Origin of the sequence: Phyllobacterium chamaecytisi (assembly GCF_020164455.1) — a bacterium.
GTDB lineage: Bacteria > Pseudomonadota > Alphaproteobacteria > Rhizobiales > Rhizobiaceae > Phyllobacterium > Phyllobacterium chamaecytisi.
This window is the reverse complement of record NZ_JAIQWW010000018.1, coordinates 81,812-103,061: the sequence shown is the minus strand read 5'-3', so window position 1 is coordinate 103,061 and position 21,250 is coordinate 81,812. Positions and strand designations below refer to the sequence as shown.

Below are 21,250 nucleotides of genomic sequence, written 5' to 3'. Positions count from 1 at the left end.
CTCAGCCCAACATCTGCAGCTGGTTAACGTTCGGATAAAAAAATCGTTCCAATTCAGACGGTTCAAGCGTTAACTGCACCTATCAAATCGTCTGCAAGCTTTACCTTCAACTCACGATAGTGTGAGATGACCCGGCTCGGCTCATAGGTTGCAACCGGTAGATCCGAGTAGCCGAAATCCACAGCGATTACAGGAATTCCTGCGGCCTTTGCCGTGTTGATATCCGTCTGGCTGTCACCGATCATCACAGCGCGCTCGGGATCGCCGCCAGCCTTGCGGATGGTTTCAACCAGATGGCGCGGGTCAGGCTTTCGGAAGGCGAAAGTATCGGAACCGCAAATCGCACTGAATCGCGATGATTGACCAAGACCGGTCAGGAGGTTGACGGACAGGCCTTCAAACTTGTTGGTGCAGACCGCCAGCAGATAGCCGGCGCCCGACAATTCTTCCATTGCCTGTTCGGCGCCTTCATAGAGCGCGGAGTGTCCGGGCATATTGGCACCATAATGTTCGATGAAGATACCGACCAGCCAGTCAAGTTGTTCTGGGCTCAGCAGCTTTTGCTGGGCTTCGAATGCTCGTTCAATCATCACGCGTCCGCCTTGTCCGACATAACGGCGCAGCGTGACCGGATCGACCTTTTGCAGGCCTGTTTCACCAAGGCAATGATTGAGACTATCGAGCAGGTCGGGGGCGGTATCCACCAGAGTTCCGTCAAGATCAAATACGACAATGGGTTTGGACATTTATGTTCCTGTGGCATCCGTAGCCGATGGCGAAAACAGCAGCAGAACTGCTGGTTTCGTGAGGTGACCTTCCCACACTGAAGTATAAGGTGGGTTCAAAATCAAGCCACGAGCCTTGACCCGGTCGCCTGACGTGGTAGGGAGCAGCCAGTGTCGACTCAAAGAAACGGCAAGTCAAAGCTACAAGAGGGCGCACCACCATGGATGCCAAATCGCTGAAGATCAAAGCGGCTGCGGAGGCCCTGACCTACGTCAAGGATGGCATGCGCCTTGGAATCGGAACGGGCTCGACCGCTGAGGAGTTCGTGCGGCTCTTGGCGGACAAGGTGACGTCTGGAATGAACGTTATTGGCGTACCCACATCGGAACGCACTGCGGCTCTCTGCCGCGAACTCGGCGTCAAGCTCAGCACCCTCGAAGAAACACCGCAGCTGGATCTTACGATCGACGGCGCCGACGAGGTCGACCCTGACCTCGTTTTGATAAAAGGCGGCGGCGGCGCCTTGCTGCGGGAAAAGATCGTCGCGGCAGCTTCGAGTGAAATGATCGTGATTGCAGACGAATCGAAGCTGGTGAATACGCTGGGCGCCTTTCCCTTGCCCATCGAAGTCAACCGTTTTGGGCTTGCAGCCACGAAACTTGCCATCGAACAGGCCGCTGGCAAGCTTGGGCTTGCAGGTCCTGTTACATTGAGGATGACGGGAGACGAAGCATTTGTTACAGACGGCGGGCATTTGATCCTGGATGCATCTTTTGGCCGCATTCCGGATACAAGAGCTTTATCGAACGCTCTGCACGCCATACCCGGCGTGGTGGAGCATGGACTTTTTCTGGGACTGGCGCGCGTGGCCATTTTGGCCGGTGCTGACGGTGTCAGAACACTGCGGAGCAGGGCGTCTGTTTAGAGGCACTTGAAGCAGACGCACTTTAAATCCTGCGCAAAGCCTTCTGAAAATCGAGGATGATTTTTGGGTTATGCGCGACAACGTCGAAAACGGAGCGATAAATTCATGAACCGAGCAACTGGCTTCCGCCGCTTGATTGCACCTTTGGCCGTCGTAATTATGCTTGGCGGTTTCAGCGCCGCTCAGGCGCAGGATACGAACACCAACAATAACATCACCCCGTCGCATCTGGCTGCCGCCCGAGCTGCTATTTCCGCAATCAAGGCAACGGACCAATTCGACTCGATCCTGCCTGGCGTTGCGCAGCAGCTGAAGGGTGAGTTGATCCAGAAGGATCCAAACCTTGAGTCTATCATCGGCGCAGCCGTCGACGAACAGGCCCTGGCGCTTGCAGCACGTCGTGCCGATCTCGAAAATGAAGCCGCCCGCGCCTATGCGGTGTCATTCAGCGAAGAAGAACTGAACGCCATCACCGGTTTTTATAATTCCGAGGCTGGTAAGAAGCTGTTGTCCGAAGGTCCGATCGTTACGCGTGAAGTCATGAAGGCCGCCGGCATCTGGCAGCGCGGCATCGCGCGCGATCTTGCCCAGGCCGTTGCTGAGAAGGTCGTTGCGGCAGCGGCTGCGACAGCGCCTGCCCAAGCGCCAGCGGCTCCTGCACCAGCTCAACCAAAGCAGCCGTAAGGACGGGTTCAATTGAATATTATGCAAAGCCCGGCCGTCAGCCGGGCTTTGTTCTTTTAAGTGGCCAAGATACAACCCATATATAAGCGCTGCTCATCAGATTCGGAGTTTTTGCACCATGCCAAGCTATGATTATGCCCTTTTCGTCATTGGGGGAGGGTCGGGCGGTGTACGCGCCGGAAGGCTTACCGGCGCCATGGGCAAGAAAGTCGGGCTCGCCGAAGAATACCGTATGGGTGGCACCTGTGTCATCCGTGGCTGCGTGCCGAAAAAGCTTTTTGTCTACGCGTCGCAGTTTTCCGAACATTTCGAGGCTGCGGCCGGTTATGGCTGGAGCGTTGGAGAAACCAGGTTCGATTGGCCGACGCTGGTTGCGAACAAGGATCGGGAGATCGGGCGGCTAGAGGGCCTTTACCGGCAGGGGCTCGACAATTCTGACGTCGAGATTTTCGACAGCCGCGCGGTGCTTGTCGACGATCACACCATCGAAATTCTCAAGACTGGCCAGCGCGTGACTGCTGACCAGATTCTTATCGCCACCGGCGGCCATCCAAACCCGCATCCGGCTTTACCGGGACACGAATTGTGCATCAGCTCCAATGAGACATTCCATCTCCAACAGCTACCAAAGGCCATCATTATCGAGGGCGGTGGCTACATCGCAGTTGAATTCGCCAATATCTTCCATGGTCTCGGCGTCGAAACGACGCTGATCTACCGCGGCAAGGAAATCCTGTCGCGCTTTGACCACGATCTGCGGCAGTTACTGCACGCGGCTATGGTTGCCAAAGGTATCCACGTCCGTTGCGTGGAGGTCATCGAGGAAGTCAAACGCCAGCCTGACGGGAGGCTGGGTGTACGCCTTTATTCGGGGGATGAGCTTGTTGCGGATCAGGTCATGCTGGCCATTGGCCGGGCACCAAACACGAAATCGTTGGGCCTGGAAGAGGCGGGTGTCGAACTCGACGAACTTGGCGCAGTCAAGGTCGACGAGTATTCGCGTACGAGCAAGGCGAACATCTGGGCTGTAGGCGACGTGACCAATCGTGTTCAACTGACGCCGGTCGCCATTCATGAGGCCATGTGCTTTATCGAGACGGCGTTTAAAAACAATCCGACCAAACCTGACCACCGCCAGATCGCGACAGCGGTTTTCTCTCAACCCGAAATCGGTACCGTGGGATTGACCGAAGAAGAGGCAGCCAAGGAGTTCAGGGAGATCGAGGTGTACCGTGCTCTTTTCCGCCCGATGCGCAATACGCTATCCGGCGCCAAGGACAAAATGCTGACCAAGCTGATAGTCGATGCCGCCAGCAGGAAGGTCATCGGTGCGCATATCTTGGGCCCCGATGCGGGTGAAATGGCTCAACTTTTGGCCATTCCCATCAAAGCCGGCTGCACCAAGGATGATTTCGACCGCACAATGGCAGTGCATCCTACAGCTTCAGAAGAGTTGGTGACCATGTACAAGCCGAGCTATAGATTGGTGAATGGCCAACGTGTTGATGGGTGAAATTGAAGTCCTTGCGAAGAGCGGCAAACTTGTCGCTTATTTCGGTTATGGCTCGCTGGTAAACCGCCATACGTTGCGAACCAATATAGTTCACGCCATGCCTGCAAAACTTCATGGCTGGAGGAGATTGTGGCGCGCAAGTCCTCGCGAAGCCGGACTTCACGCCGCTCTATTGTCTGTTCGTCGCGACGAAAATTCCAGCGTGGATGGTCTGCTTGTTTTCGATTATCTGGAAAACCTTGCAGCCGTCGATTTGCGCGAGGAAAATTACGACCGCCGCAGCGTCCTGCCTGAACAAATCGAGACTGCACTGCCTTTTCCCGACGGCATGCCAATCTTCGTCTATGAGGCGCATCAATATGTACCAATTCATCCGCAACCGCCGATGATCCTGCAATCCTATCTGGATGCGGTTATGCAGGGTTTTCTGGTCGAGCACGGTGAGGAAGGACTTCGTCGGTTCGTTCTCAAAACGGAATATTTCAACACGCCGATTTACAGGGACCGCCCGTCACCGACCTATCCGCGCGCCGTGAAACTCAGCGACAAAGAGATCGACATGTTTGATAGGCTGTTGGAGGAAATCGGCGCGAACTTTACCGATCCTCAGGACATGGATGAAGCGGCAGCTGCCGACGTAAAGTGAGATTAAACTTAGCCCGGTTTTCATTTTTTATGTCCAGTTACATTCGCCTGCGGCGTCATAACGGGATCAGCCGCGCTGGCCGCCAACAGGACTGGTATATCCCTCATAATTGGACTATATGAGCGCCTTCCGGTCTGGACCGGATAGTCTCCAACAATCGCTACCAATGTGGAAAGCAAGTAACAGGTGCAATAATGACCAAGAACTGGACACCGACTTCCTGGAGAGGCAAACCTATCAAGCAGGTTCCTTATTATCCGGACGCTCAGGCTGTGAGCGATGTCGAGGCCCGTCTTCGGACTTATCCGCCTTTGGTTTTTGCAGGTGAAGCACGCAAGCTCAAGAAGCAGCTTGCGGCTGTTTCCAGGGGTGAAAGCTTTCTGTTGCAAGGCGGCGATTGCGCCGAGAGCTTTGCCGAACATGGTGCGGATAATATTAGAGATTTCTTCCGCGTCTTCCTTCAGATGGCCGTTGTGCTGACCTTTGGTGCTTCTCAGCCTATCGTCAAAGTGGGCCGTATCGCGGGTCAGTTCGCCAAGCCGCGCACCTCCGACACCGAAACCAAAGACGGCATCGAGCTCCCGATCTATCGCGGCGATATTATCAATGGCACCGAGTTCACCGAACAGTCGCGCACCCCGGATCCGGCTCGTCAGGAAATGGCTTACCGCCAATCCGCCGCGACGCTCAATCTTCTGCGCGCTTTCGCCCAGGGTGGTTATGCCAATTTGGAGAACGTCAATCAGTGGATGATGGGTTTCGTTGCCGATAGCCCTCAAGGCGAGCGCTATGGCCAGTTGGCACGTCGCATCTCCGAGACAGTCGACTTCATGCGCGCTGTTGGCATTACCGCGGAAACAAATGCCCAGTTGCGCGAGACGGATTTTTACACAAGTCACGAAGCGTTGCTTCTTGGTTATGAGGAAGCACTGACCCGCGTCGATTCGACGTCTGGCGACTGGTATGCGACGTCCGGCCATATGATCTGGGTTGGTGACCGCACGCGTCAGGCGGATCATGCCCATGTGGAATACTGCCGTGGCATTAAAAACCCGCTGGGGCTGAAATGCGGTCCGTCACTGGAAGCTGATGATCTCCTGCGACTGATCGATCTGCTCAATCCTGCAAACGAGCCGGGTCGCCTGACATTGATCGCCCGCTTCGGTCACGACAAGGTTGCCGATCACCTGCCGAAGCTCATTCGTGCGGTGCAGAAAGAGGGCCGTGAGGTCGTGTGGTCCTGTGATCCCATGCATGGCAACACCATCACTGCCAATGGCTACAAAACACGGCCATTCGACCGTATTCTGAAGGAAGTCGAGACCTTCTTTGGAGTGCATCATGCGGAAGGAACTTATCCGGGCGGTATCCACATCGAGATGACCGGCAATAACGTCACGGAATGCACTGGTGGTGCGCGGGCGGTTCTGGCAGAAGATCTGCAGGATCGCTACCATACCCATTGCGACCCGCGCCTCAATGCCGATCAGGCGCTGGAATTGGCGTTTCTGGTTGCGGAACTTCTGAAGAAAGAGCGCGACAGCCATCCACAGAAAATGGCCGTCAACGGTTAATCTTCAGGTATTCGTGAAATAGAAGGCGGTCCTTTGGGCCGCCTTTTTCAATTTCAGTAATCAAAACGTTTGGGCTGGAGTTTTGCCGTTCGAGATTCTATCAAGGTCTCATGGATCCAAAACCCGTCCGCCGAATCCGCCTGTCAGCGTCTTTCCGTTCGTTCATTGAGAGTGAGGCCTCCGGCGGCATCATTCTGATGGCGGTCGCGGCGCTGGCACTGATTGCCGCCAACTCTCCCTTGAGCGGATATTATTTCGGTCTGCTGAAGACTTATGTTGGCGGCCTGAGCATTCTTCATTGGGTGAACGATGCGCTTATGGCCGTGTTTTTCCTGCTGGTTGGCCTCGAAATCAAGCGGGAGATGATCAGCGGTCAACTGTCGAGCTGGTCGCGGCGCGCATTGCCGGGGTTTGCGGCTGTCGGTGGTATGGTCGTTCCCGCCCTGATCTTTCTTGCTTTTAATGAGGGTGAGACAGTTCGCGGTTGGGCCATCCCGACCGCCACCGATATCGCCTTTTCGCTGGGCGTTCTGTCGCTGCTCGGGTCGCGCGTTCCGTTGTCAGTGAAGGTCTTTTTGACGGCCCTTGCCATCATCGATGATCTGGGTGCGGTCATCATCATTGCCTTGTTTTATACGGAGGGATTGAACATCCCAGCGTTAGCCGGTGTCGCCGCCGTGTTCACAATACTTATGCTGATGAACATGATGGGTATCGTTAGGCTTTGGGCTTATCTCGTTCTCGGGGTGATCCTCTGGATCCTCGTCTTCAAATCGGGGATCCATGCGACGATTGCCGGTGTGCTGCTGGCCCTGGCTATCCCGCTGCGCGGCACGAAGGGGGAGGGTGATTCCCCGCTGGTCGAACTCGAGCATGCTATTCAGCCGTGGGTTGGCTTTCTGATCGTGCCAATCTTCGGTTTCGCCAACGCCGGCGTTTCCTTCAGCAACGTGTCGCTGTCGAACCTTGCCGATCCGGTTCCGCTCGGTGTGGCAGCTGGCCTGTTTGTCGGCAAGCAGGTCGGCGTGTTCTCCTTTGCCTGGCTAGCGATCAAGCTTCGTCTGGCCGAACGGCCTGCTGGCACAACCTGGCTGCAAATGTATGGTGTCGCTACGCTTTGTGGGATCGGTTTCACGATGAGCCTGTTCATCGGTCTGCTTGCCTACGCGAATTCCCCATTGTTGCAGGATGAAACCAAGCTCGGCGTTCTGCTCGGCTCGTTGCTGTCAGCGGTCTTCGGGGCTTTCCTGCTCAGTCTGTCTTCGAAGCGTCCGGCAAAGACGTGAATGCGAAAGGCGGTGCCTGTGGTATCGCTTATGTTTTGTTCTCGACAATAACGGGGTGAGAGCATGATGGAGTTGCATCGGGGTTCATGCCTGTGCGGCAGAGTACATTTCGAAACGCGCGGCAAGCTGCGTGGTGTTGTCTACTGCCATTGCTCGCAATGCCGCAAACAGTCGGGCCATTTTTACGCTGCGACGAACGTCCAGGACGATTCGATCGACATTTCCGGCGAAGAAAATATCAGCTGGTATGAGGCAAGTGAATTTGCCCGCCGTGGCTTCTGCAAGAATTGCGGGTCAGTGCTCTTCTGGAAGCATAATAATCTCGATTATATTTCCGTCATGGCAGGATCATTCGATCAACCGTCCGGCCTGCATGGAGAAAGTCATATCTTTGTCGAGGACAAGGGCGACTACTATCAGATTGACGATGACCTGCCCAAGTACGCAAGGAGTGGTGGTGGAGTCGTGGTTGCGTCCGACGGACAGGATTGACGCGCAGCGAACTCTCCTTATACCTGCCGTAGCTAACAACTCGGGAGCGGGCATGCAGCGTCTGGTACTCGCATTCATAAATTCCATGCGTGCGCTGAAGCATCTGGCGCAGCATGAGAAGGCGGTTCAGCAGGAACTTATGCTGTTTATTCTCGCCATTCCCGTTGCGGCATTCATCGCGCCGACCGGGCTTTCGTTCCTGCTCCTTACGGGATCAGTACTGTTTCTGATCATGATCGAAGTACTCAATACCGGTATCGAGGCCGCCTGTGATGCGGTTTCACTGGATTTTCATCGCGAGATCCAGATCGCCAAGGATTGCGGATCGCTTGCGGTGCTGATCTCGGTTATCCTTGTCGCTACCGTCTGGGTCTATACCGTGTGGAGCGTGTTTTTTACCTGACCGCTGCTTGATCAAACATTGTTTTTCCACCAACGAAACGATATATGTTCATTATGAGCAAAAATCCCGACATTCTCCGTATCGCCATCGCTCAGCTCAATCCGGTGCTGGGCGATATCAAGGGCAATCTGGCAAAGGCACGCGAGGCTCGCGCTGACGCTGCACGTCAAGGCGCCGATCTGGTCCTCTACACCGAGCTTTTCATTTCCGGTTATCCGCCGGAGGATCTGGTGCTGAAACGCGCCTTCATGGATGCTTGCGAGAAAGCAGTTGAGGAATTCGCTTTGGATACTGCGGATGGCGGACCTGGCGTCATTATCGGCACGCCCCTCAAGCGTGAGTCCGGCCTTCACAACTCGGTCATGGTGCTGGATGGTGGCAAGGTGATTGCCGAACGTTTCAAGGTCGACCTGCCCAATTATGGCGAGTTTGACGAAAAGCGAGTGTTCCAGGCTGGTCCGATGCCGGGCCCGGTGAATTTTCGCGGCGTTCGCATCGGTATTCCGATCTGCGAGGATATCTGGGGCGACCTCGGTGTCTGCGAGACATTGGCGGAGAGCGGTGCGGAAATTCTCTGCGTGCCGAATGGCTCTCCCTATTATCGCGGCAAGGTCGATGTGCGTTATCAGGTGGCGCTACGACAGGTGATTGAGACGGGGTTGCCATTGATTTTCGCCAATCAGCTTGGGGGGCAGGACGACCTGATTTTCGACGGCGCTTCCTTCGCGTTCAATGGCGATAAAAACCTTGCTTTCCAGATGTCGCAGTTTGAGGAGCAGTTGATTGTCACGACATGGCGACGCGGCGCAGATGGCTGGACCTGCACTGAAGGCCCGATGTCGCGAATCCCGGAAGGGGAGGAAGCGGACTACCGCGCCTGCATGCTTGGCCTGCGTGACTACGTCAACAAGAACGGATTCAAGGACGTTGTGCTTGGTCTGTCTGGCGGCATCGACTCTGCAATCTGCGCCGCGCTCGCGGTGGACGCATTGGGGGAAGAACGCCTGCGGGCTGTCATGATGCCTTACACCTATACGTCGAAGGACTCGCTGAAGGACGCCGAAGACTGCGCCAAGTTGCTTGGCTGCCGCTATGATATCGTCCCGATCTTTGAGCCGGTTGAGGGCTTCCTCAAGGCGCTTGCGCCCACCTTCGAGGGTACCAAGGAGGGCATAACCGAGGAGAACCTGCAGAGCCGTGCCCGCGGTACCATCCTTATGGCGATTTCCAACAAGTTCGGTTCCATGGTCGTCACCACGGGCAATAAGTCGGAAATGTCGGTTGGCTATGCCACGCTCTATGGCGACATGAACGGCGGCTACAATCCGATCAAGGATCTCTACAAGATGCAGGTCTATGCCATGTCGGAATGGCGCAACAAAAACGTCCCTGCGGGCGGCCTGGGTCCGTCTGGCGAAGTTATTCCGGTGAATATCATCAGCAAGGCACCCTCGGCAGAGCTGCGGGAAAACCAGACCGACCAGGATTCGCTGCCGCCTTATCCGGTTCTTGACGATATCCTCGAATGCCTCGTCGAACACGAGATGGGCGTCGATGAAATCGTCGAACGCGGTCATGATCGTGCCACGGTCGAGCGTATCGAACACCTGCTCTACATCGCCGAATACAAGCGCCGCCAGTCGGCCCCGGGGGTCAAGGTGACGAAGAAGAATTTCGGCCGTGATCGGCGCTATCCCATCACCAACCGGTTTCGGGATCGATCGCAGTAAACTGTTGCAATCTGGTCGCACCCGATTCTTGAAAACCGATCGCAAAAAAAAAGACACTTGGCGGCGCAAAACGATTCAACTATAAGCCGACCTCCGGCAATAACGACCGGGAGGTTCTCGAATGGCACCCATGTTTATGTCCCCGCGGGGCGGCGCTCGTTCCTGACACGTGATGACGAAAGGCTTGTTTGCCTTTCGATTGACTTCACCGGTCAAGGTAACTCATCGCCGATAATGGCCTTTCCTGTATTCAGGCGAGTTGCCAGATCATTCATGCCGTACTGATTCTGTCTTCTTTTTCACGGCATTCCCGTTTGCATTTTTCTATTGAGGCTGGTGCGTATTCGCATCGGACAATCGTCATGGCTTTATTTCGTAAAGACCTGCGCGGCGGCGCATTCCGCAGCGTTCTTGGATTCACCTGGTTACACTGGCAGCGACAGCCGGTGCGAATCGCCGTCATTGCAGTTGCAGTGTTGCTCTCGACACTGGCCGACGTGTTGACGCCGCTCTATTCGGGTCGCTTGGTCGACGCTGTGGTCAATGGTCACGCCACCGAGGCGGTCGTCTGGAACGCGGCAATCGCTGCGTTCTCAACACTGCTTGCCTTGTCCCTCGGTGCAATCATCTTACGGCATATCACCTTCATGCAGATTGTCGATTTGACGCTGAACATGATGATGGAAATTGCCTCAGATGCGTTTTACCGCATCCAGCGTTTCTCGACGGAGTGGCACGCCAACAGCTTTGCCGGTTCGACGGTTCGTAAGGTAACGCGCGGTATGTGGGCCCTGGACTTGTTGAACGATACGCTGCTGCTGGCGCTGTTTCCGTCGGTGATCATGCTGATTGGTTCGACAGCACTAATGGCCTGGTATTGGCCGTTGATGGGCGTCATTATCGGCATTGGTTCGTTGCTGTTCGTTGCTGTCACCGCATCTCTCTCACTGGGTTACGTTGCGCCGATGGCACGGCTTGCGAATCGTTGGGATACAAAGCTTGGCGGTTCGCTGGCTGATGCCGTCAGTTGCAACATGGTGGTGAAGGGCTTCGGTGCAGAAAGCCGTGAGGATGCGCGTCTCGCCAGCGTTTTGACCAAATGGAGGGACCGGACGGCTCGCACCTGGGTTCGTGGTACCTGGAACGGAACATCTCAAGGAACGATGCTGCTAATGCTGAGGGCTGCGGTCATCGGTTTCGCGCTGATCCTGTGGTCGAACGGGCAGGCGAGTGCGGGTGATATCACCTTCGTGCTAACCTCGTTCTTCATCCTGCAGGGCTATTTGCGGGAAGTCGGCATGCACATCCGCAATTTGCAGCGTTCGGTCAATGACATGGAGGAGCTTGTTGATATCCAGAGTCAACCGCTTGGCATTGAAGATCGGCCCGGCGCAAAGCCGATCCGGATCAACAATGGCAAGATCGAGTTCGACAATGTGACGTTCCACTATGGGGCACATCGCCTGCCGCTTTATGACCGGTTTTCGGTGACGATCCGGGCAGGCGAGCGGGTCGGTCTGGTTGGTCATTCAGGCTCGGGCAAGACGACGTTCGTCAAGCTGATCCAGCGATTGCATGATGTGAAATCGGGCCAGATCCTGATCGATGGTCAGGATATTGCCGGGGTCACACAGGCTTCGCTGCGCCAGCAGATCGCCATCGTGCAACAGGAGCCAATCCTGTTTCATCGTTCGCTGGCGGAGAATATCGCCTATGCCCGGCCCGGTGCCACGCAAGGTGAGATCGAAGAGGCGGCAAGGCAGGCCAGCGCGCATGACTTCATCACGGCGTTGCCGAAGGGGTACAGCACGCTTGTGGGCGAACGCGGTGTCAAGCTTTCAGGCGGCGAGCGCCAGAGAGTGGCCATTGCCAGGGCTTTCCTTGCGGATGCTCCGGTTCTTATTCTGGACGAGGCCACTTCCAGTCTCGATTCGGAATCGGAAGTGCTGATCCAGCAGGCGATGGAGCGGCTGATGCTGGGACGGACGACATTGGTGATCGCACACCGTCTGTCGACTGTGCGCTCGCTCGACCGGCTCCTGGTTTTCGAGCACGGCCGTATTGCCGAAGAGGGTAACCACGAAGCGTTGATCGGGCTCCATGGAGGCATCTATCGCGGCCTGTTCGAGTTGCAGACGCTTGAGCTGACCAAGGGGCTTGTCCTCAACGATGACTAAGATATGGGCCGCGCGCAAACGCGGCCCATATTGCCATTGCTGGCTCTATCCGATATGCCGCAAGCATGACCATTATCGTCCGTTTTGCACCGTCTCCGACCGGCTATATCCACATTGGCAATACACGTATTGCCTTGTTCAACTGGCTTTTCGCCCTCAAGAACAATGGCCAATTCATCCTGCGCTTCGACGACACGGATACCGTTCGTTCCAAGACGGAATACGCTGAAGCGACGATCGCGGACCTCGACTGGCTGGGCATCAAACCGGTGCGCATCGAATACCAGTCGAAGCGCATCCCGATCTATGATGCTGCGGCCGAAAAACTCAAGGCAGCCGGTGTGCTTTATCCCTGCTACGAGACTGCCGAGGAACTTGAACGCAAGCGCAAGCTGCGCCTGGCGCGGCGCCTCCCGCCAATCTATGGGCGCGATGCCCTGAAGCTGACGTCAGCCGATAGAGAAAAGCTTGAGGCGGAAGGGCGCCGGCCGCATTGGCGCTTCCTGCTGCCAAACTTCAAGGACGATCCGTTTTCGGTAACGAGGACCGAAGTTCACTGGAACGATCTTGTGCGCGACAGGGAAACGGTTGATCTCGCCTCGCTTTCTGATCCGGTTCTGATACGGGAAGATGGCACCTATCTCTATACGTTCACTTCGGTCGTTGACGACATCGACATGGACATCTCCCATATCATCCGTGGCAACGACCACATTACCAACAGTGGCGTACAGATTTCGATCATCGAGGCTCTGGGTGCCAAGGTTCCCGAACTTGGTCACATCAACCTCCTGACCACGGCGTCGGGAGAGGGGATCTCCAAGCGTACCGGTGCGCTTTCGATCGGCAGTTTGCGGCGTGACGGCTATGAACCGATGGCTGTGGCCAGTCTTGCGGTGTTGATTGGAACGTCGGAAAATGTGACTGCCGTACCGGACATGGCCACGCTGGCCGATATTTTCGACCCGGCGGCAACCTCCAAATCGGCTTCGAAGTTCGACCCGGCTGAACTGGATGCGCTCAACCGCGCGCTGATTCACGCAATGCCCTATGCGCAAGCAAAGGATCGCCTTGTAGCGCTTGGTATCGAGGGCGACCGCGCGGAAGAATTCTGGCTCGCAGTTCGGGGCAATCTTTCGCGCGTGTCCGATGCTACGAATTGGTGGAAGATCATCAAAGAAAGTCCTGCGACGGACGAACAGCTTGCCGAAGAGGACCGCGAATTCGTTCGTGCCGCTTTCGATCTACTGCCGCCCGAGCCCTGGAACCGCGAGACCTGGAAGCTGTGGACCGATGCGGTGAAAGCCCAGAGCGGCCGCAAGGGCAAGCCGCTGTTCATGCCACTGCGTATCGCGCTTACTGGGCTGTCTTCTGGTCCGGAGCTCGCAGATTTGTTGCCCCTTCTTGGTCGGGAAGGAACGTTGGCCCGACGACCCTGACCAGAAAACCCCGGAAAGCGCAATGTTTTCCGGGGCGTTATTACGGCAGTCGAGACGCAGTGCCAAAAGAACAAAACGCGGCCTGTGAGTTGGTCGTCAACGGAACTGTCACGGAGGCAGCCTCTCATCCCACCTGTTCCGCGCCGGCCTTCGCCGCCTTGCGGAATGCTCCTGGCGTGAGGCCCGTCTCGCGCTTGAACGCACGGTTGAAGGCCGCCACCGAGTCGTAGCCGGCCTCGCGCGCCACCGCGGCGACGGAGGCGCCGCTGCGCTGGATGTGGCGGCTGGCGCGATAGATGCGCCAGCGAGTGAGATAGTCGAGCGGGGTCTGTCCGACTACCGCCTTGAAGCGTGCGGCGAAGGCGGAGCGGGACATCCCGGCCTGTTTCGCCAACAGATCCAATGTCCAGTTTGCTGCCGGCTCGGTGTGCATCGCCTCGACTGCGCGCGCCAGGTTTCGGTCGCAGATTGCCGCCAGCCAGCCGACTCCTGGTCCGCCGGGCTGTGCGGAGTAGGCCCGGATCGCATGCACGAAGAGGAGCTCGAACAGGCGGCTGACCGCAGCTTCCGAGCCGAGGCCGGGCGCCTCGGTCTCGCCGGCTAGCAACTCCAGCACCGACTGAAAGGCCAGGCTACGGTTCTGGTCGAGCTTTAGATGGAGCAGCCGCGGCAGGACGCTGATGAGCGGCCGCAGATCTAACCTGTCCATTTCGAAAGAGCCACTGACAAAGGTGGTGGGCGCGCCACCACCGCCGACCTCGATCCGATGACCGATACGGAGCTTCTCTACATCGACGCACGGTATCGGCAGTGAGGCTTCATGATCGTACATCCGATACGGCTCGTCATCGAGCATGATGAAGACATCGCCGCCACGAAGGTGGATCGGCTCCGGATGATTGACCGTAGTGAGGACACCCGAGCCGCGCACGACGAGAACGAACTTGACCGCTCGGTCGCCCTGTGATGCCCAGGCCCATGGGGCGGTGGCCTCCAGTCGCGTGAAGGTCGCGCTGCGGATTCGCATCTCGACGAGAGTTTCGGTCAGAGGGTCCATAATTCCACGCTGTTCTGGACGATCGAGCAATAAATTGGGACTTTCGGTAGCTTAAAGAAGTTGAAAGCGCACATACATGTGCATCGTAAAGGAGATGCACGTCATGGCGAAAGCGAATTATCCGATTGAGCAGGTACGGCGCGTCAAGGCACGCTACTGCCGCTTCGTAGATACCGGGCAATGGGATGAACTCGCCGCTCTTTTCGTCCCAGAGCCAACGATCGAGATGCTCGATTCGGACGGAAACACTATTGCCGCCTTTAGCCGGCGAGAAGAATTTGCAAGCGCTGTTCGCAACTTTCTCGACGGCGCGCGCTCAAGCCATCATTTGCACAATGCCGAGATCGACATCGTCTCCGAGCGTGAGATCACCGCGATCTGGGCGATGGAAGACATCGTCGTCAATCCCGCCCCTCGGGCTGACCAGCCGGCGCGGTTGCACGGCTATGGTCACTATCACGAAACATGGGTCCATAGCGCGGAGGGCTGGCGCATCGCGCGCCTGCAGCTGCGCCGGACGATCCTCGAAATCACCCAGAATTAAAGGAATATCCCCATGACTGACGATCCGATCCGGGTGGGCATCATCGGCGTCCATCCCGAAAAGGGCTGGGCGACGATGACCCATATTCCCGCCCTGCAGCAGCTTCCCGAATTTCGCTTGACTGCGATCAGCCACCGCAATGCGGAGGCAGTTCAAGCCGCCGCCCAAAAATTCAACGTTCCTCATGCACTGACGACGAACGAGGCGTTGATGAATTATCCGGAGGTTGACGTGGTGGTTATCGCCGTCAAGGTTCCGCACCACCTCGACCTCGTCACCCGTGTGATCGACGCCGGCAAGGCCGTCTTTTCGGAGTGGCCGCTCGGCATGAACCTCGCCGACGCCGTGACGATGCGCGACCGGGCGAAGGCGAAAGGCGTAGCGACCACAATCGGCCTCCAGACGCGCGCGACGCCGGCCTTCGCCCACATCCGGGACCTCATCCGGGACGGCTATGTCGGCGAGGTCCTGTCTGCGACGATGATCGGCTCCGGCATCACCTTCGGCGCGTCCATGAGCGAGACCTTCGCCTACACGCTCGACCCTGCAATGGGCGCCGGCATGCAAAACGTCGTCTTTGCCCATTCGATCGACGGATTGCTCGACGTGCTTGGCAGTCGGTTTGAGACGGTGGACGCCAGATATGCCATTCGCCGCAAGACGACCCGGACCGACGAGACGGGCGCTGTGCTGCCGATGACTGTTCCGGACCAGGTCGTCGTGAACGGCACGCTGGCGAACGGCGTGGTTGTGGCTACGCACTTTCGCGGCGGGCTGTCGCGCGGGACCAACTTCCATCTCGAGATCAACGGCACGGGAGGGGACATCATTCTCACCAGCCCGGTCGGCTATGCGGGCTTCGGCGGCTTTAGGCTGATGGGCGCGAGCGGCGATCAGGCGCTGCAAGCGATCGAGATACCGGCGTTTTACGGCATGGATCACTTCGCCGAAGGGCCGTCGCAAGGCATTGCCGTCGCCTATGCCAGGATAGCATCCGACATGCGGCAGGGCACCCGCCTCAGCCCAACCTTCGACGACGCCGTCGAATTGCATCGCCTTATCGATGCGATCGAGCGTAGCGCCGGTATCGAGCGAGGCCGCTTAAGATGAAGGCGGTCAGGATGAGGCGGCCCGGCGGAACCGAGGCGCTAGAATGGGTCGATCTGCCGGATCCCGCGCCCGGTCCGGGCGAGGCGCTGGTCGAGATCGCCGCCGCGGGGGTCAACTTCATGGACATCGGCGCCCGACGCGGTGTCATCTGGACCGACCTGCCGGATCCGAAGATCCTAGGCGTCGAAGGTGCGGGCCGCATCGTCGCCGTGGGCGACGGCGTAACCGAGTTTAGGCCGGGCCAGCGCGTCGCCTGGGTCTATGGTCCGGGCAGCTACGCGCAACGCATCGCGTTGCCGGTTACCTCGCTTGCGCCCGTGCCGGATGCGATCAGCGACAGGACGGCGGCAGCGCTGATGATGCAGGGGCTGACCGCCAGCCATTTCGCGACGGACTTCCATCCTGTTCAGCCGGGTGATGTCGCACTGGTTCACGCCGCCGCGGGCGGCGTCGGCCTGCTGCTGACGCAATTGATCAAGCTGCGCGGTGGTCGGGTCATCGGCCGGGTTTCGAGCGAGGATAAGGTGGCCGCCGCGAGGAACGCCGGCGCGGATCATGTCATCGTCAACAGCGACGGCAAGTTTGCCGACGAGGCGCTGCGGCTGACGGGGGGTGAAGGCGTGCACGTCGTCTACGACGGCTCGGGGCCGGCGACGTTTGAGGATTCTGTGGCATCGTTGCGGCGCTCCGGTACGTTTTGCTGGTTCGGCCCGGTGCTGGGCGCCCCACAATCCTTGGAGCTCATGCAACTGCCGAAGAGCATCAAGATCGGCTATGCTGTCTTCCTGGACCATATCCACACTCCCTCACTCTTCCGCGAGCGCACCGCGGCGCTGTTCGGACTGGTTGGAAGCAGGGACCTCAAGGTCAAGATTGGGGCAGAATACGCCCTGGCGGACGCCGCGCAGGCGCATCAGCTTATGGAAAGCAGAAGCAGCGTCGGAAAGCTGCTCCTCCTTCCCTAGTGGTTCGCTCTCGTTCGCGCTTGCTGTTGCTCAACTGGCAGCTCCGCTGCGTCCAACTAGCCGACGACTGATATCAGAGGAGACCTCGTGGCCGACGCAGTTCGCCATGATCGGCACGCACATGATAACCGAGCGGCGACGGCGCGACGAAGTCGTCGTCCGGCTTGAGCGACCCAGTCGCACCGTCGTTGCCTTGACCAGCATGCAGATCGCGAATTTCGCCGGTAACGCGCTGGAGCTTCAGGGTCACGACGGACGGCGCATCCTCGCGCTGTCGACCACGGCGCTTGCCGCGTTCGACGCGGATCAATGTGCGACATCGATGACGGCACAACACTCGTTCCGCTTCATACTCCGACTATCGAGCGTGCCGGCGGTTCGGTTCGCTGCACACTGGCAGGGTTTCATTTTATGCCGCGTCTGTCGAATTCCGATTCCGCCGCGCGAAAAAGTTACAACGGATTGATCGTCAAGGTTTTTTCCCGAAGTCCATCTCTTCTTGGTCGGGAAGGAACGTTGGCCCGACGACCCTGACCTTGCGGTTCGGATCGATCGGCTTGTCGCCGGTAAGCGGCTGCGGCAGCGGTGCTTCCGTCTTGGTCTTTGCGGGTTCACCCAGCTGAATAATGGACGACGAATTTTCGGTCGATTGAGCTGCCGGCACTGTCGGCTCGACTGTGGTTTCAACAGGCTTCGCAGGTTCGACAACTTTGGCTGGTTCTCCGGGCTTTCCTATGGCTGATGTCGCCGCCGCTGGATTGCCCAAGGTGGTGAAATTTCCGGCCGATCTCTGGCAACCGCATTGCGGCGTTCCATTGGCTCCTACCTTCCTGAATTTGAAGGCATTCGGCATGTCCTTGTAATCTTCGCCGCTTAACGAAGTCATCCTTTCAGGATTTGGATTGTCTGTGGGCTGATAGTACAGCTTTGCGCCGGGACACTGGGACTGGCACTGCGCCTGATCGCGTGAGAAATTCTCCGCGCCGGTTTCATAGGAGAGCGGGAAATAGTAGCCGTCACATGCACGCACGCAAAGTGTCTGGTATCGGCCGCCATAGACCGGAGCTGTACTCATTTCCGGCTCGACAGGTTCGGGCTCTTTCCCCAGAACCTCGTAAGACTGCGAACCCGCCGTGTCCGGCTCCGGGTCATCATAGACGCGGTCGTCCACGGCAGAACAATTATTGGCATCGAGCGCGGCTTCGACGCGGTCACGCCGCAAACTGAGTTCGAAGTCATCGACATCGGCGTTGCGGTTGAGCTCGTCCAGCCGGTGCAGCATGCGCGCGCAAATATCTGAATTTGCGGAAGAAAGTTGCGCCGCCGCCAAGACGGCGGTCGCTGCCATAAAGGCGATCTGAAATGTCCGGTACATGCGGCGGCCCAAGATTGTCATGCGCATTCGAGGCGAGTGAATGCGCACGAACCAGCCACGGCCATGCGGCAGCAATAAGACACCCGCCTGTTAATCAACGCGTTGAGATGCTTCCACCACCGCCAGTGCCGTCATGTTGACGATACCGCGCGATGTGACCGACGGCGTCAGGATATGTGCGGGCTTGGCGGCACCGAGCAGGATCGGGCCGACATGCAAGGCATCGGTGACGGATTTGACGACGTTGAGGGTGATATTCGCCGCGTCGAGATTAGGGAAAACCAGCAGATTGGCTTCGTCGCTCAGCCGCGAATGCGGAAGTACGCGCTCGCGCAGGATCGCCGAAAGCGCGGAATCGCCATGCATTTCGCCATCCTGCTCCAGATCAGGCGCCTTGACGCGCAGAATTTCTGATGCGCTCCGCATCTTTGCTGCACTTTCGGAATCGCGTGAGCCGAAATTGGAATGCGAGAGCAAGGCTGCCTTGGGCTCGATGCCGAAGCGGCGGATTTCGTTGGCGGCAAGAACCGTTTTTTCAGCGATTTCCTCTGCAGTCGGATCGATACTGACGTAGGTGTCGGTCAGGAACAGCACACCGCGTTGCGAAATCAGCAGGCTCAGCGCGGAGAAATTGCGTATGCCCTCCAGTTTTCCAATAATCTGGTCGACATTACGCAAGTGCCGCTCAAAACGGCCTTCAAGACCGCAGATCATTGCGTCGGCTTCACCGCGAACGATAGCAAGTGCTGCGATGACGGTGCCACTGGCGCGAACCATGGTGCGAGCGACTTCCGGTGTTGTGCCCCGCCGTCCTGTGAGATTGAGCAGCAGATCGACGTAATCGCGATAACGCGGATCATCCTCGGGATTGATGACATCGAAATCGGTGCCGATCTTGATCTTCAGCCCATAGCGCTGCAGACGCGTCTCTATGACCTGCGGGCGTCCAATCAGGGTCGGGATGGCGATGCCTTCTTCCAGCACAACCTGGGCTGCGCGCAAGACCCGTTCATCCTCGCCATCCGCATAGATAACGCGCTTCTTCTCCGCCGTTTTTGCCGCGGTGAAGATCGGCTTCATGATCAGGCCGGAGCGGAAGACGAAGCGGTTCAACCGGTCGAGATAGGCGTCGAAATCCTCGATTGGACGTTCGGCAACGCCGGTGTCCATCGCGGCTTTGGCAACAGCCGGCGCGATCCGCAGAATGAGGCGCTGATCGAATGGCGAGGGGATGAGGTAATTCGGTCCGAACGTAGGCGTCTCGCCGGAATAGGCGCGGGCGGCAACGTCCGATGGCTCTTCGCGAGCCAGCGCGGCAATAGCCTGCACTGCCGCCATCTTCATTTCCTCATTGATCGCCCGTGCACCGCAATCGAGTGCGCCGCGGAAGATGAAGGGGAAGCAGAGGACGTTGTTGACCTGGTTGGGAAAGTCCGAACGGCCGGTACAAATCATCGCATCGGCACGGGCCGCGCGCGCCTCATCCGGCATGATCTCCGGGTTTGGATTGGCCAAGGCCATGATCAGCGGGTTCGGTGCCATCTGCTTCAACAGCTCGGGCTTGAGCACACCGGCGGCCGAAAGGCCGAGAAAGACGTCAGCTCCGCCGATGACATCCGCGAGAACCCGCGCATCGGTTTTCTGCACGTAGACCGATTTCCAGCGGTCCATCAGCGTATTGCGGCCCTCATAGACGACACCGTCAAGGTCACAGACCCAGATGTTCTTGCGGTCAACGCCGAGCTTCACAAGGAGGTTCAGGCAAGCGATTGCCGCGGCGCCGGCCCCGGAAGCGACGATCTTGATCTTGGAGAGCTCTTTTCCGGCAAGTTCCATGCCGTTGAGAATAGCCGCCGCCACGATGATCGCAGTACCATGCTGGTCGTCATGGAACACCGGAATGTTCATTTTGGCGCGAAGTTGTTCCTCGACTTCAAAACATTCCGGCGACTTGATGTCTTCGAGATTGATGCCGCCGAAAGTCGGCTCCAGCGCCGCTACCACATCGACGATCTTGCTGATTTCCTGTGCGTCTATTTCGATATCGAACACATCGATATTGGCGAATTTCTTGAAGAGGACAGCCTTGCCTTCCATCACGGGCTTGGACGCGAGCGGGCCGATATTGCCGAGGCCGAGGACAGCGGTGCCGTTGGAGATGACTGCGACGAGATTGGCGCGGCTCGTATAGTCGGCGGCCGTCGCTGGATTCTCGTGAATCGCCAGACATGGCGCAGCGACGCCGGGAGAATAGGCGAGGGCAAGATCGCGCTGATTTCCAAGCGGCTTCGTCGCCTGGATTTCCAGCTTACCCGGCTGAGGAAAGCGATGATAGAACAGCGCGCTTTCTTCGAGATCAGAGTTGCTGGGCGTTTGGTCGTTGGCCATTGACGATGTCCTCCGGGATTTGGCTCGCGCGTTTATACACTGGCGATTCAAATTTTCCAGCACGCTAAAATGTCATCCAGAGGCATAACGGAACGCGATTTCGTTACAAGTGCCTATCTTGCCGAAACACGCACTTTTCCGTGCCGTCATAAGACTGTTGCATGAATCAGGTTTGTGTCAGCGCAAATGGACGCGCCTTTGCGTCAGCTGAACGGA

18 protein-coding genes and 1 pseudogene are annotated in these 21,250 nt (G+C 57.7%); 15 read left to right on the top strand and 4 right to left on the bottom strand.

Translation table 11 applies throughout. The features are described from left to right. Nucleotides 1–62 precede the first annotated feature (62 nt). Nucleotides 63–746: an HAD family hydrolase gene (locus LB462_RS23720; RefSeq protein WP_224513105.1), complete on the bottom strand. Its 684-nt coding sequence runs from the start codon at nt 744–746 to the stop codon at nt 63–65. 200 nt (nt 747–946) lie between these two features. Here LB462_RS23720 and rpiA point away from each other — a divergent pair, with 200 nt between their 5' ends. The 11 genes from rpiA (at nt 947) to gltX (ending at nt 13,595) form a co-directional block, all read left to right on the top strand. Further along, a complete protein-coding gene (gene rpiA / locus LB462_RS23715) occupies nt 947–1,651 on the top strand; it encodes a ribose-5-phosphate isomerase RpiA (RefSeq protein ID WP_224513102.1) in 705 nt (234 codons plus the stop codon). 105 nt (nt 1,652–1,756) lie between these two features. Continuing rightward, complete coding sequence (locus tag LB462_RS23710) at nt 1,757–2,335, top strand: DUF2059 domain-containing protein (RefSeq protein ID WP_224513091.1); 579 nt, start codon at nt 1,757–1,759, stop codon at nt 2,333–2,335. Nucleotides 2,336–2,453: 118 nt separating this feature from the next. Next, nucleotides 2,454–3,848 carry a glutathione-disulfide reductase gene (gor, locus tag LB462_RS23705; RefSeq protein ID WP_224513090.1) on the top strand — a complete coding sequence of 465 codons (1,395 nt, stop codon included), beginning with the start codon at nt 2,454–2,456 and terminating at the stop codon, nt 3,846–3,848. Next, nucleotides 3,826–4,494: a gamma-glutamylcyclotransferase family protein gene (locus LB462_RS23700; RefSeq protein ID WP_224513088.1), complete on the top strand. Its 669-nt coding sequence runs from the start codon at nt 3,826–3,828 to the stop codon at nt 4,492–4,494. Before gor ends, LB462_RS23700 begins: the two co-directional genes overlap by 23 nt. A 194-nt stretch (nt 4,495–4,688) precedes the next feature. Beyond that, nucleotides 4,689–6,068: a class II 3-deoxy-7-phosphoheptulonate synthase gene (locus tag LB462_RS23695; protein WP_224513086.1), complete on the top strand. Its 1,380-nt coding sequence runs from the start codon at nt 4,689–4,691 to the stop codon at nt 6,066–6,068. A gap of 110 nt (nt 6,069–6,178) precedes the next feature. Further along, nucleotides 6,179–7,354, top strand: a complete 1,176-nt coding sequence (gene nhaA / locus LB462_RS23690) for a Na+/H+ antiporter NhaA (protein WP_224513085.1) — start codon at nt 6,179–6,181, stop codon at nt 7,352–7,354. Between the two features lie 63 nt (nt 7,355–7,417). Continuing rightward, entirely contained in the window at nt 7,418–7,846 is a 429-nt protein-coding gene (locus LB462_RS23685) for a GFA family protein (protein ID WP_224513084.1), read from the top strand. A gap of 52 nt (nt 7,847–7,898) precedes the next feature. After that, complete coding sequence (locus LB462_RS23680) at nt 7,899–8,249, top strand: diacylglycerol kinase (RefSeq protein WP_224513082.1); 351 nt, start codon at nt 7,899–7,901, stop codon at nt 8,247–8,249. A gap of 53 nt (nt 8,250–8,302) precedes the next feature. Next, nucleotides 8,303–9,979 (top strand): NAD+ synthase, encoded by a 1,677-nt coding sequence (locus LB462_RS23675; protein WP_224513185.1) that lies wholly within the window; start codon nt 8,303–8,305, stop codon nt 9,977–9,979. Nucleotides 9,980–10,341: 362 nt separating this feature from the next. Beyond that, nucleotides 10,342–12,156 (top strand): ABC transporter ATP-binding protein, encoded by a 1,815-nt coding sequence (locus tag LB462_RS23670; protein WP_224513080.1) that lies wholly within the window; start codon nt 10,342–10,344, stop codon nt 12,154–12,156. Nucleotides 12,157–12,221: 65 nt separating this feature from the next. Then, a complete protein-coding gene (gene gltX / locus LB462_RS23665; RefSeq protein ID WP_224513078.1) occupies nt 12,222–13,595 on the top strand; it encodes a glutamate--tRNA ligase in 1,374 nt (457 codons plus the stop codon). Nucleotides 13,596–13,719: 124 nt separating this feature from the next. On the opposite strand, the gene LB462_RS23660 is transcribed toward gltX, so the two are convergent. After that, nucleotides 13,720–14,652 (bottom strand): AraC family transcriptional regulator, encoded by a 933-nt coding sequence (locus LB462_RS23660; RefSeq protein WP_224513077.1) that lies wholly within the window; start codon nt 14,650–14,652, stop codon nt 13,720–13,722. Between the two features lie 103 nt (nt 14,653–14,755). Here LB462_RS23660 and LB462_RS23655 point away from each other — a divergent pair, with 103 nt between their 5' ends. The 4 genes and pseudogenes from LB462_RS23655 to LB462_RS23640 all read left to right on the top strand — a co-directional run. Continuing rightward, nucleotides 14,756–15,196 (top strand): nuclear transport factor 2 family protein, encoded by a 441-nt coding sequence (locus LB462_RS23655; RefSeq protein WP_224513075.1) that lies wholly within the window; start codon nt 14,756–14,758, stop codon nt 15,194–15,196. A 12-nt stretch (nt 15,197–15,208) separates the two neighbouring features. Next, nucleotides 15,209–16,306, top strand: coding sequence for a Gfo/Idh/MocA family protein (locus LB462_RS23650; RefSeq protein ID WP_224513074.1), 1,098 nt, complete (start codon nt 15,209–15,211; stop codon nt 16,304–16,306). Continuing rightward, nucleotides 16,303–17,271, top strand: a complete 969-nt coding sequence (locus LB462_RS23645; RefSeq protein ID WP_224513071.1) for a quinone oxidoreductase family protein — start codon at nt 16,303–16,305, stop codon at nt 17,269–17,271. Before LB462_RS23650 ends, LB462_RS23645 begins: the two co-directional genes overlap by 4 nt. Before the next feature lie 94 nt (nt 17,272–17,365). Beyond that, a pseudogene (locus LB462_RS23640) lies at nt 17,366–17,805 on the top strand (arginine deiminase-related protein); the annotation flags it as partial. On the opposite strand, the gene LB462_RS23635 reads toward LB462_RS23640, so the two are convergent. Together LB462_RS23635 and LB462_RS23630 are read right to left on the bottom strand one after the other, a co-directional pair. Next, a complete protein-coding gene (locus LB462_RS23635) occupies nt 17,741–18,667 on the bottom strand; it encodes a DUF2865 domain-containing protein (RefSeq protein ID WP_224513069.1) in 927 nt (308 codons plus the stop codon). The pseudogene LB462_RS23640 and the gene LB462_RS23635 overlap by 65 nt on opposite strands. A 69-nt stretch (nt 18,668–18,736) precedes the next feature. Next, on the bottom strand, nt 18,737–21,034 hold the full coding sequence (locus tag LB462_RS23630) for an NADP-dependent malic enzyme (protein ID WP_224513067.1): 2,298 nt from the start codon (nt 21,032–21,034) through the stop codon (nt 18,737–18,739). Nucleotides 21,035–21,250: the final 216 nt, after the last annotated feature.

Excerpts from the sequence above, each read along its gene's own strand:
- LB462_RS23700 (WP_224513088.1), top strand. The coding sequence starts at position 3,826 with ATGGCCAACGTGTTGATGGGTGAAATTGAAGTCCTTGCGAAGAGCGGC.
- LB462_RS23650 (WP_224513074.1), top strand. The coding sequence starts at position 15,209 with ATGACTGACGATCCGATCCGGGTGGGCATCATCGGCGTCCATCCCGAA.
- LB462_RS23645 (WP_224513071.1), top strand. The coding sequence starts at position 16,303 with ATGAAGGCGGTCAGGATGAGGCGGCCCGGCGGAACCGAGGCGCTAGAA.
- LB462_RS23675 (WP_224513185.1), top strand. The coding sequence starts at position 8,303 with ATGAGCAAAAATCCCGACATTCTCCGTATCGCCATCGCTCAGCTCAAT.
- LB462_RS23720 (WP_224513105.1), bottom strand. The coding sequence starts at position 746 with ATGTCCAAACCCATTGTCGTATTTGATCTTGACGGAACTCTGGTGGAT.
- LB462_RS23670 (WP_224513080.1), top strand. The coding sequence starts at position 10,342 with ATGGCTTTATTTCGTAAAGACCTGCGCGGCGGCGCATTCCGCAGCGTT.
- LB462_RS23655 (WP_224513075.1), top strand. The coding sequence starts at position 14,756 with ATGGCGAAAGCGAATTATCCGATTGAGCAGGTACGGCGCGTCAAGGCA.
- LB462_RS23695 (WP_224513086.1), top strand. The coding sequence starts at position 4,689 with ATGACCAAGAACTGGACACCGACTTCCTGGAGAGGCAAACCTATCAAG.
- gor (WP_224513090.1), top strand. The coding sequence starts at position 2,454 with ATGCCAAGCTATGATTATGCCCTTTTCGTCATTGGGGGAGGGTCGGGC.
- nhaA (WP_224513085.1), top strand. The coding sequence starts at position 6,179 with ATGGATCCAAAACCCGTCCGCCGAATCCGCCTGTCAGCGTCTTTCCGT.
- rpiA (WP_224513102.1), top strand. The coding sequence starts at position 947 with ATGGATGCCAAATCGCTGAAGATCAAAGCGGCTGCGGAGGCCCTGACC.
- LB462_RS23660 (WP_224513077.1), bottom strand. The coding sequence starts at position 14,652 with ATGGACCCTCTGACCGAAACTCTCGTCGAGATGCGAATCCGCAGCGCG.
- LB462_RS23710 (WP_224513091.1), top strand. The coding sequence starts at position 1,757 with ATGAACCGAGCAACTGGCTTCCGCCGCTTGATTGCACCTTTGGCCGTC.
- LB462_RS23685 (WP_224513084.1), top strand. The coding sequence starts at position 7,418 with ATGATGGAGTTGCATCGGGGTTCATGCCTGTGCGGCAGAGTACATTTC.
- gltX (WP_224513078.1), top strand. The coding sequence starts at position 12,222 with ATGACCATTATCGTCCGTTTTGCACCGTCTCCGACCGGCTATATCCAC.
- LB462_RS23680 (WP_224513082.1), top strand. The coding sequence starts at position 7,899 with ATGCAGCGTCTGGTACTCGCATTCATAAATTCCATGCGTGCGCTGAAG.
- LB462_RS23630 (WP_224513067.1), bottom strand. The coding sequence starts at position 21,034 with ATGGCCAACGACCAAACGCCCAGCAACTCTGATCTCGAAGAAAGCGCG.
- LB462_RS23635 (WP_224513069.1), bottom strand. The coding sequence starts at position 18,667 with ATGACAATCTTGGGCCGCCGCATGTACCGGACATTTCAGATCGCCTTT.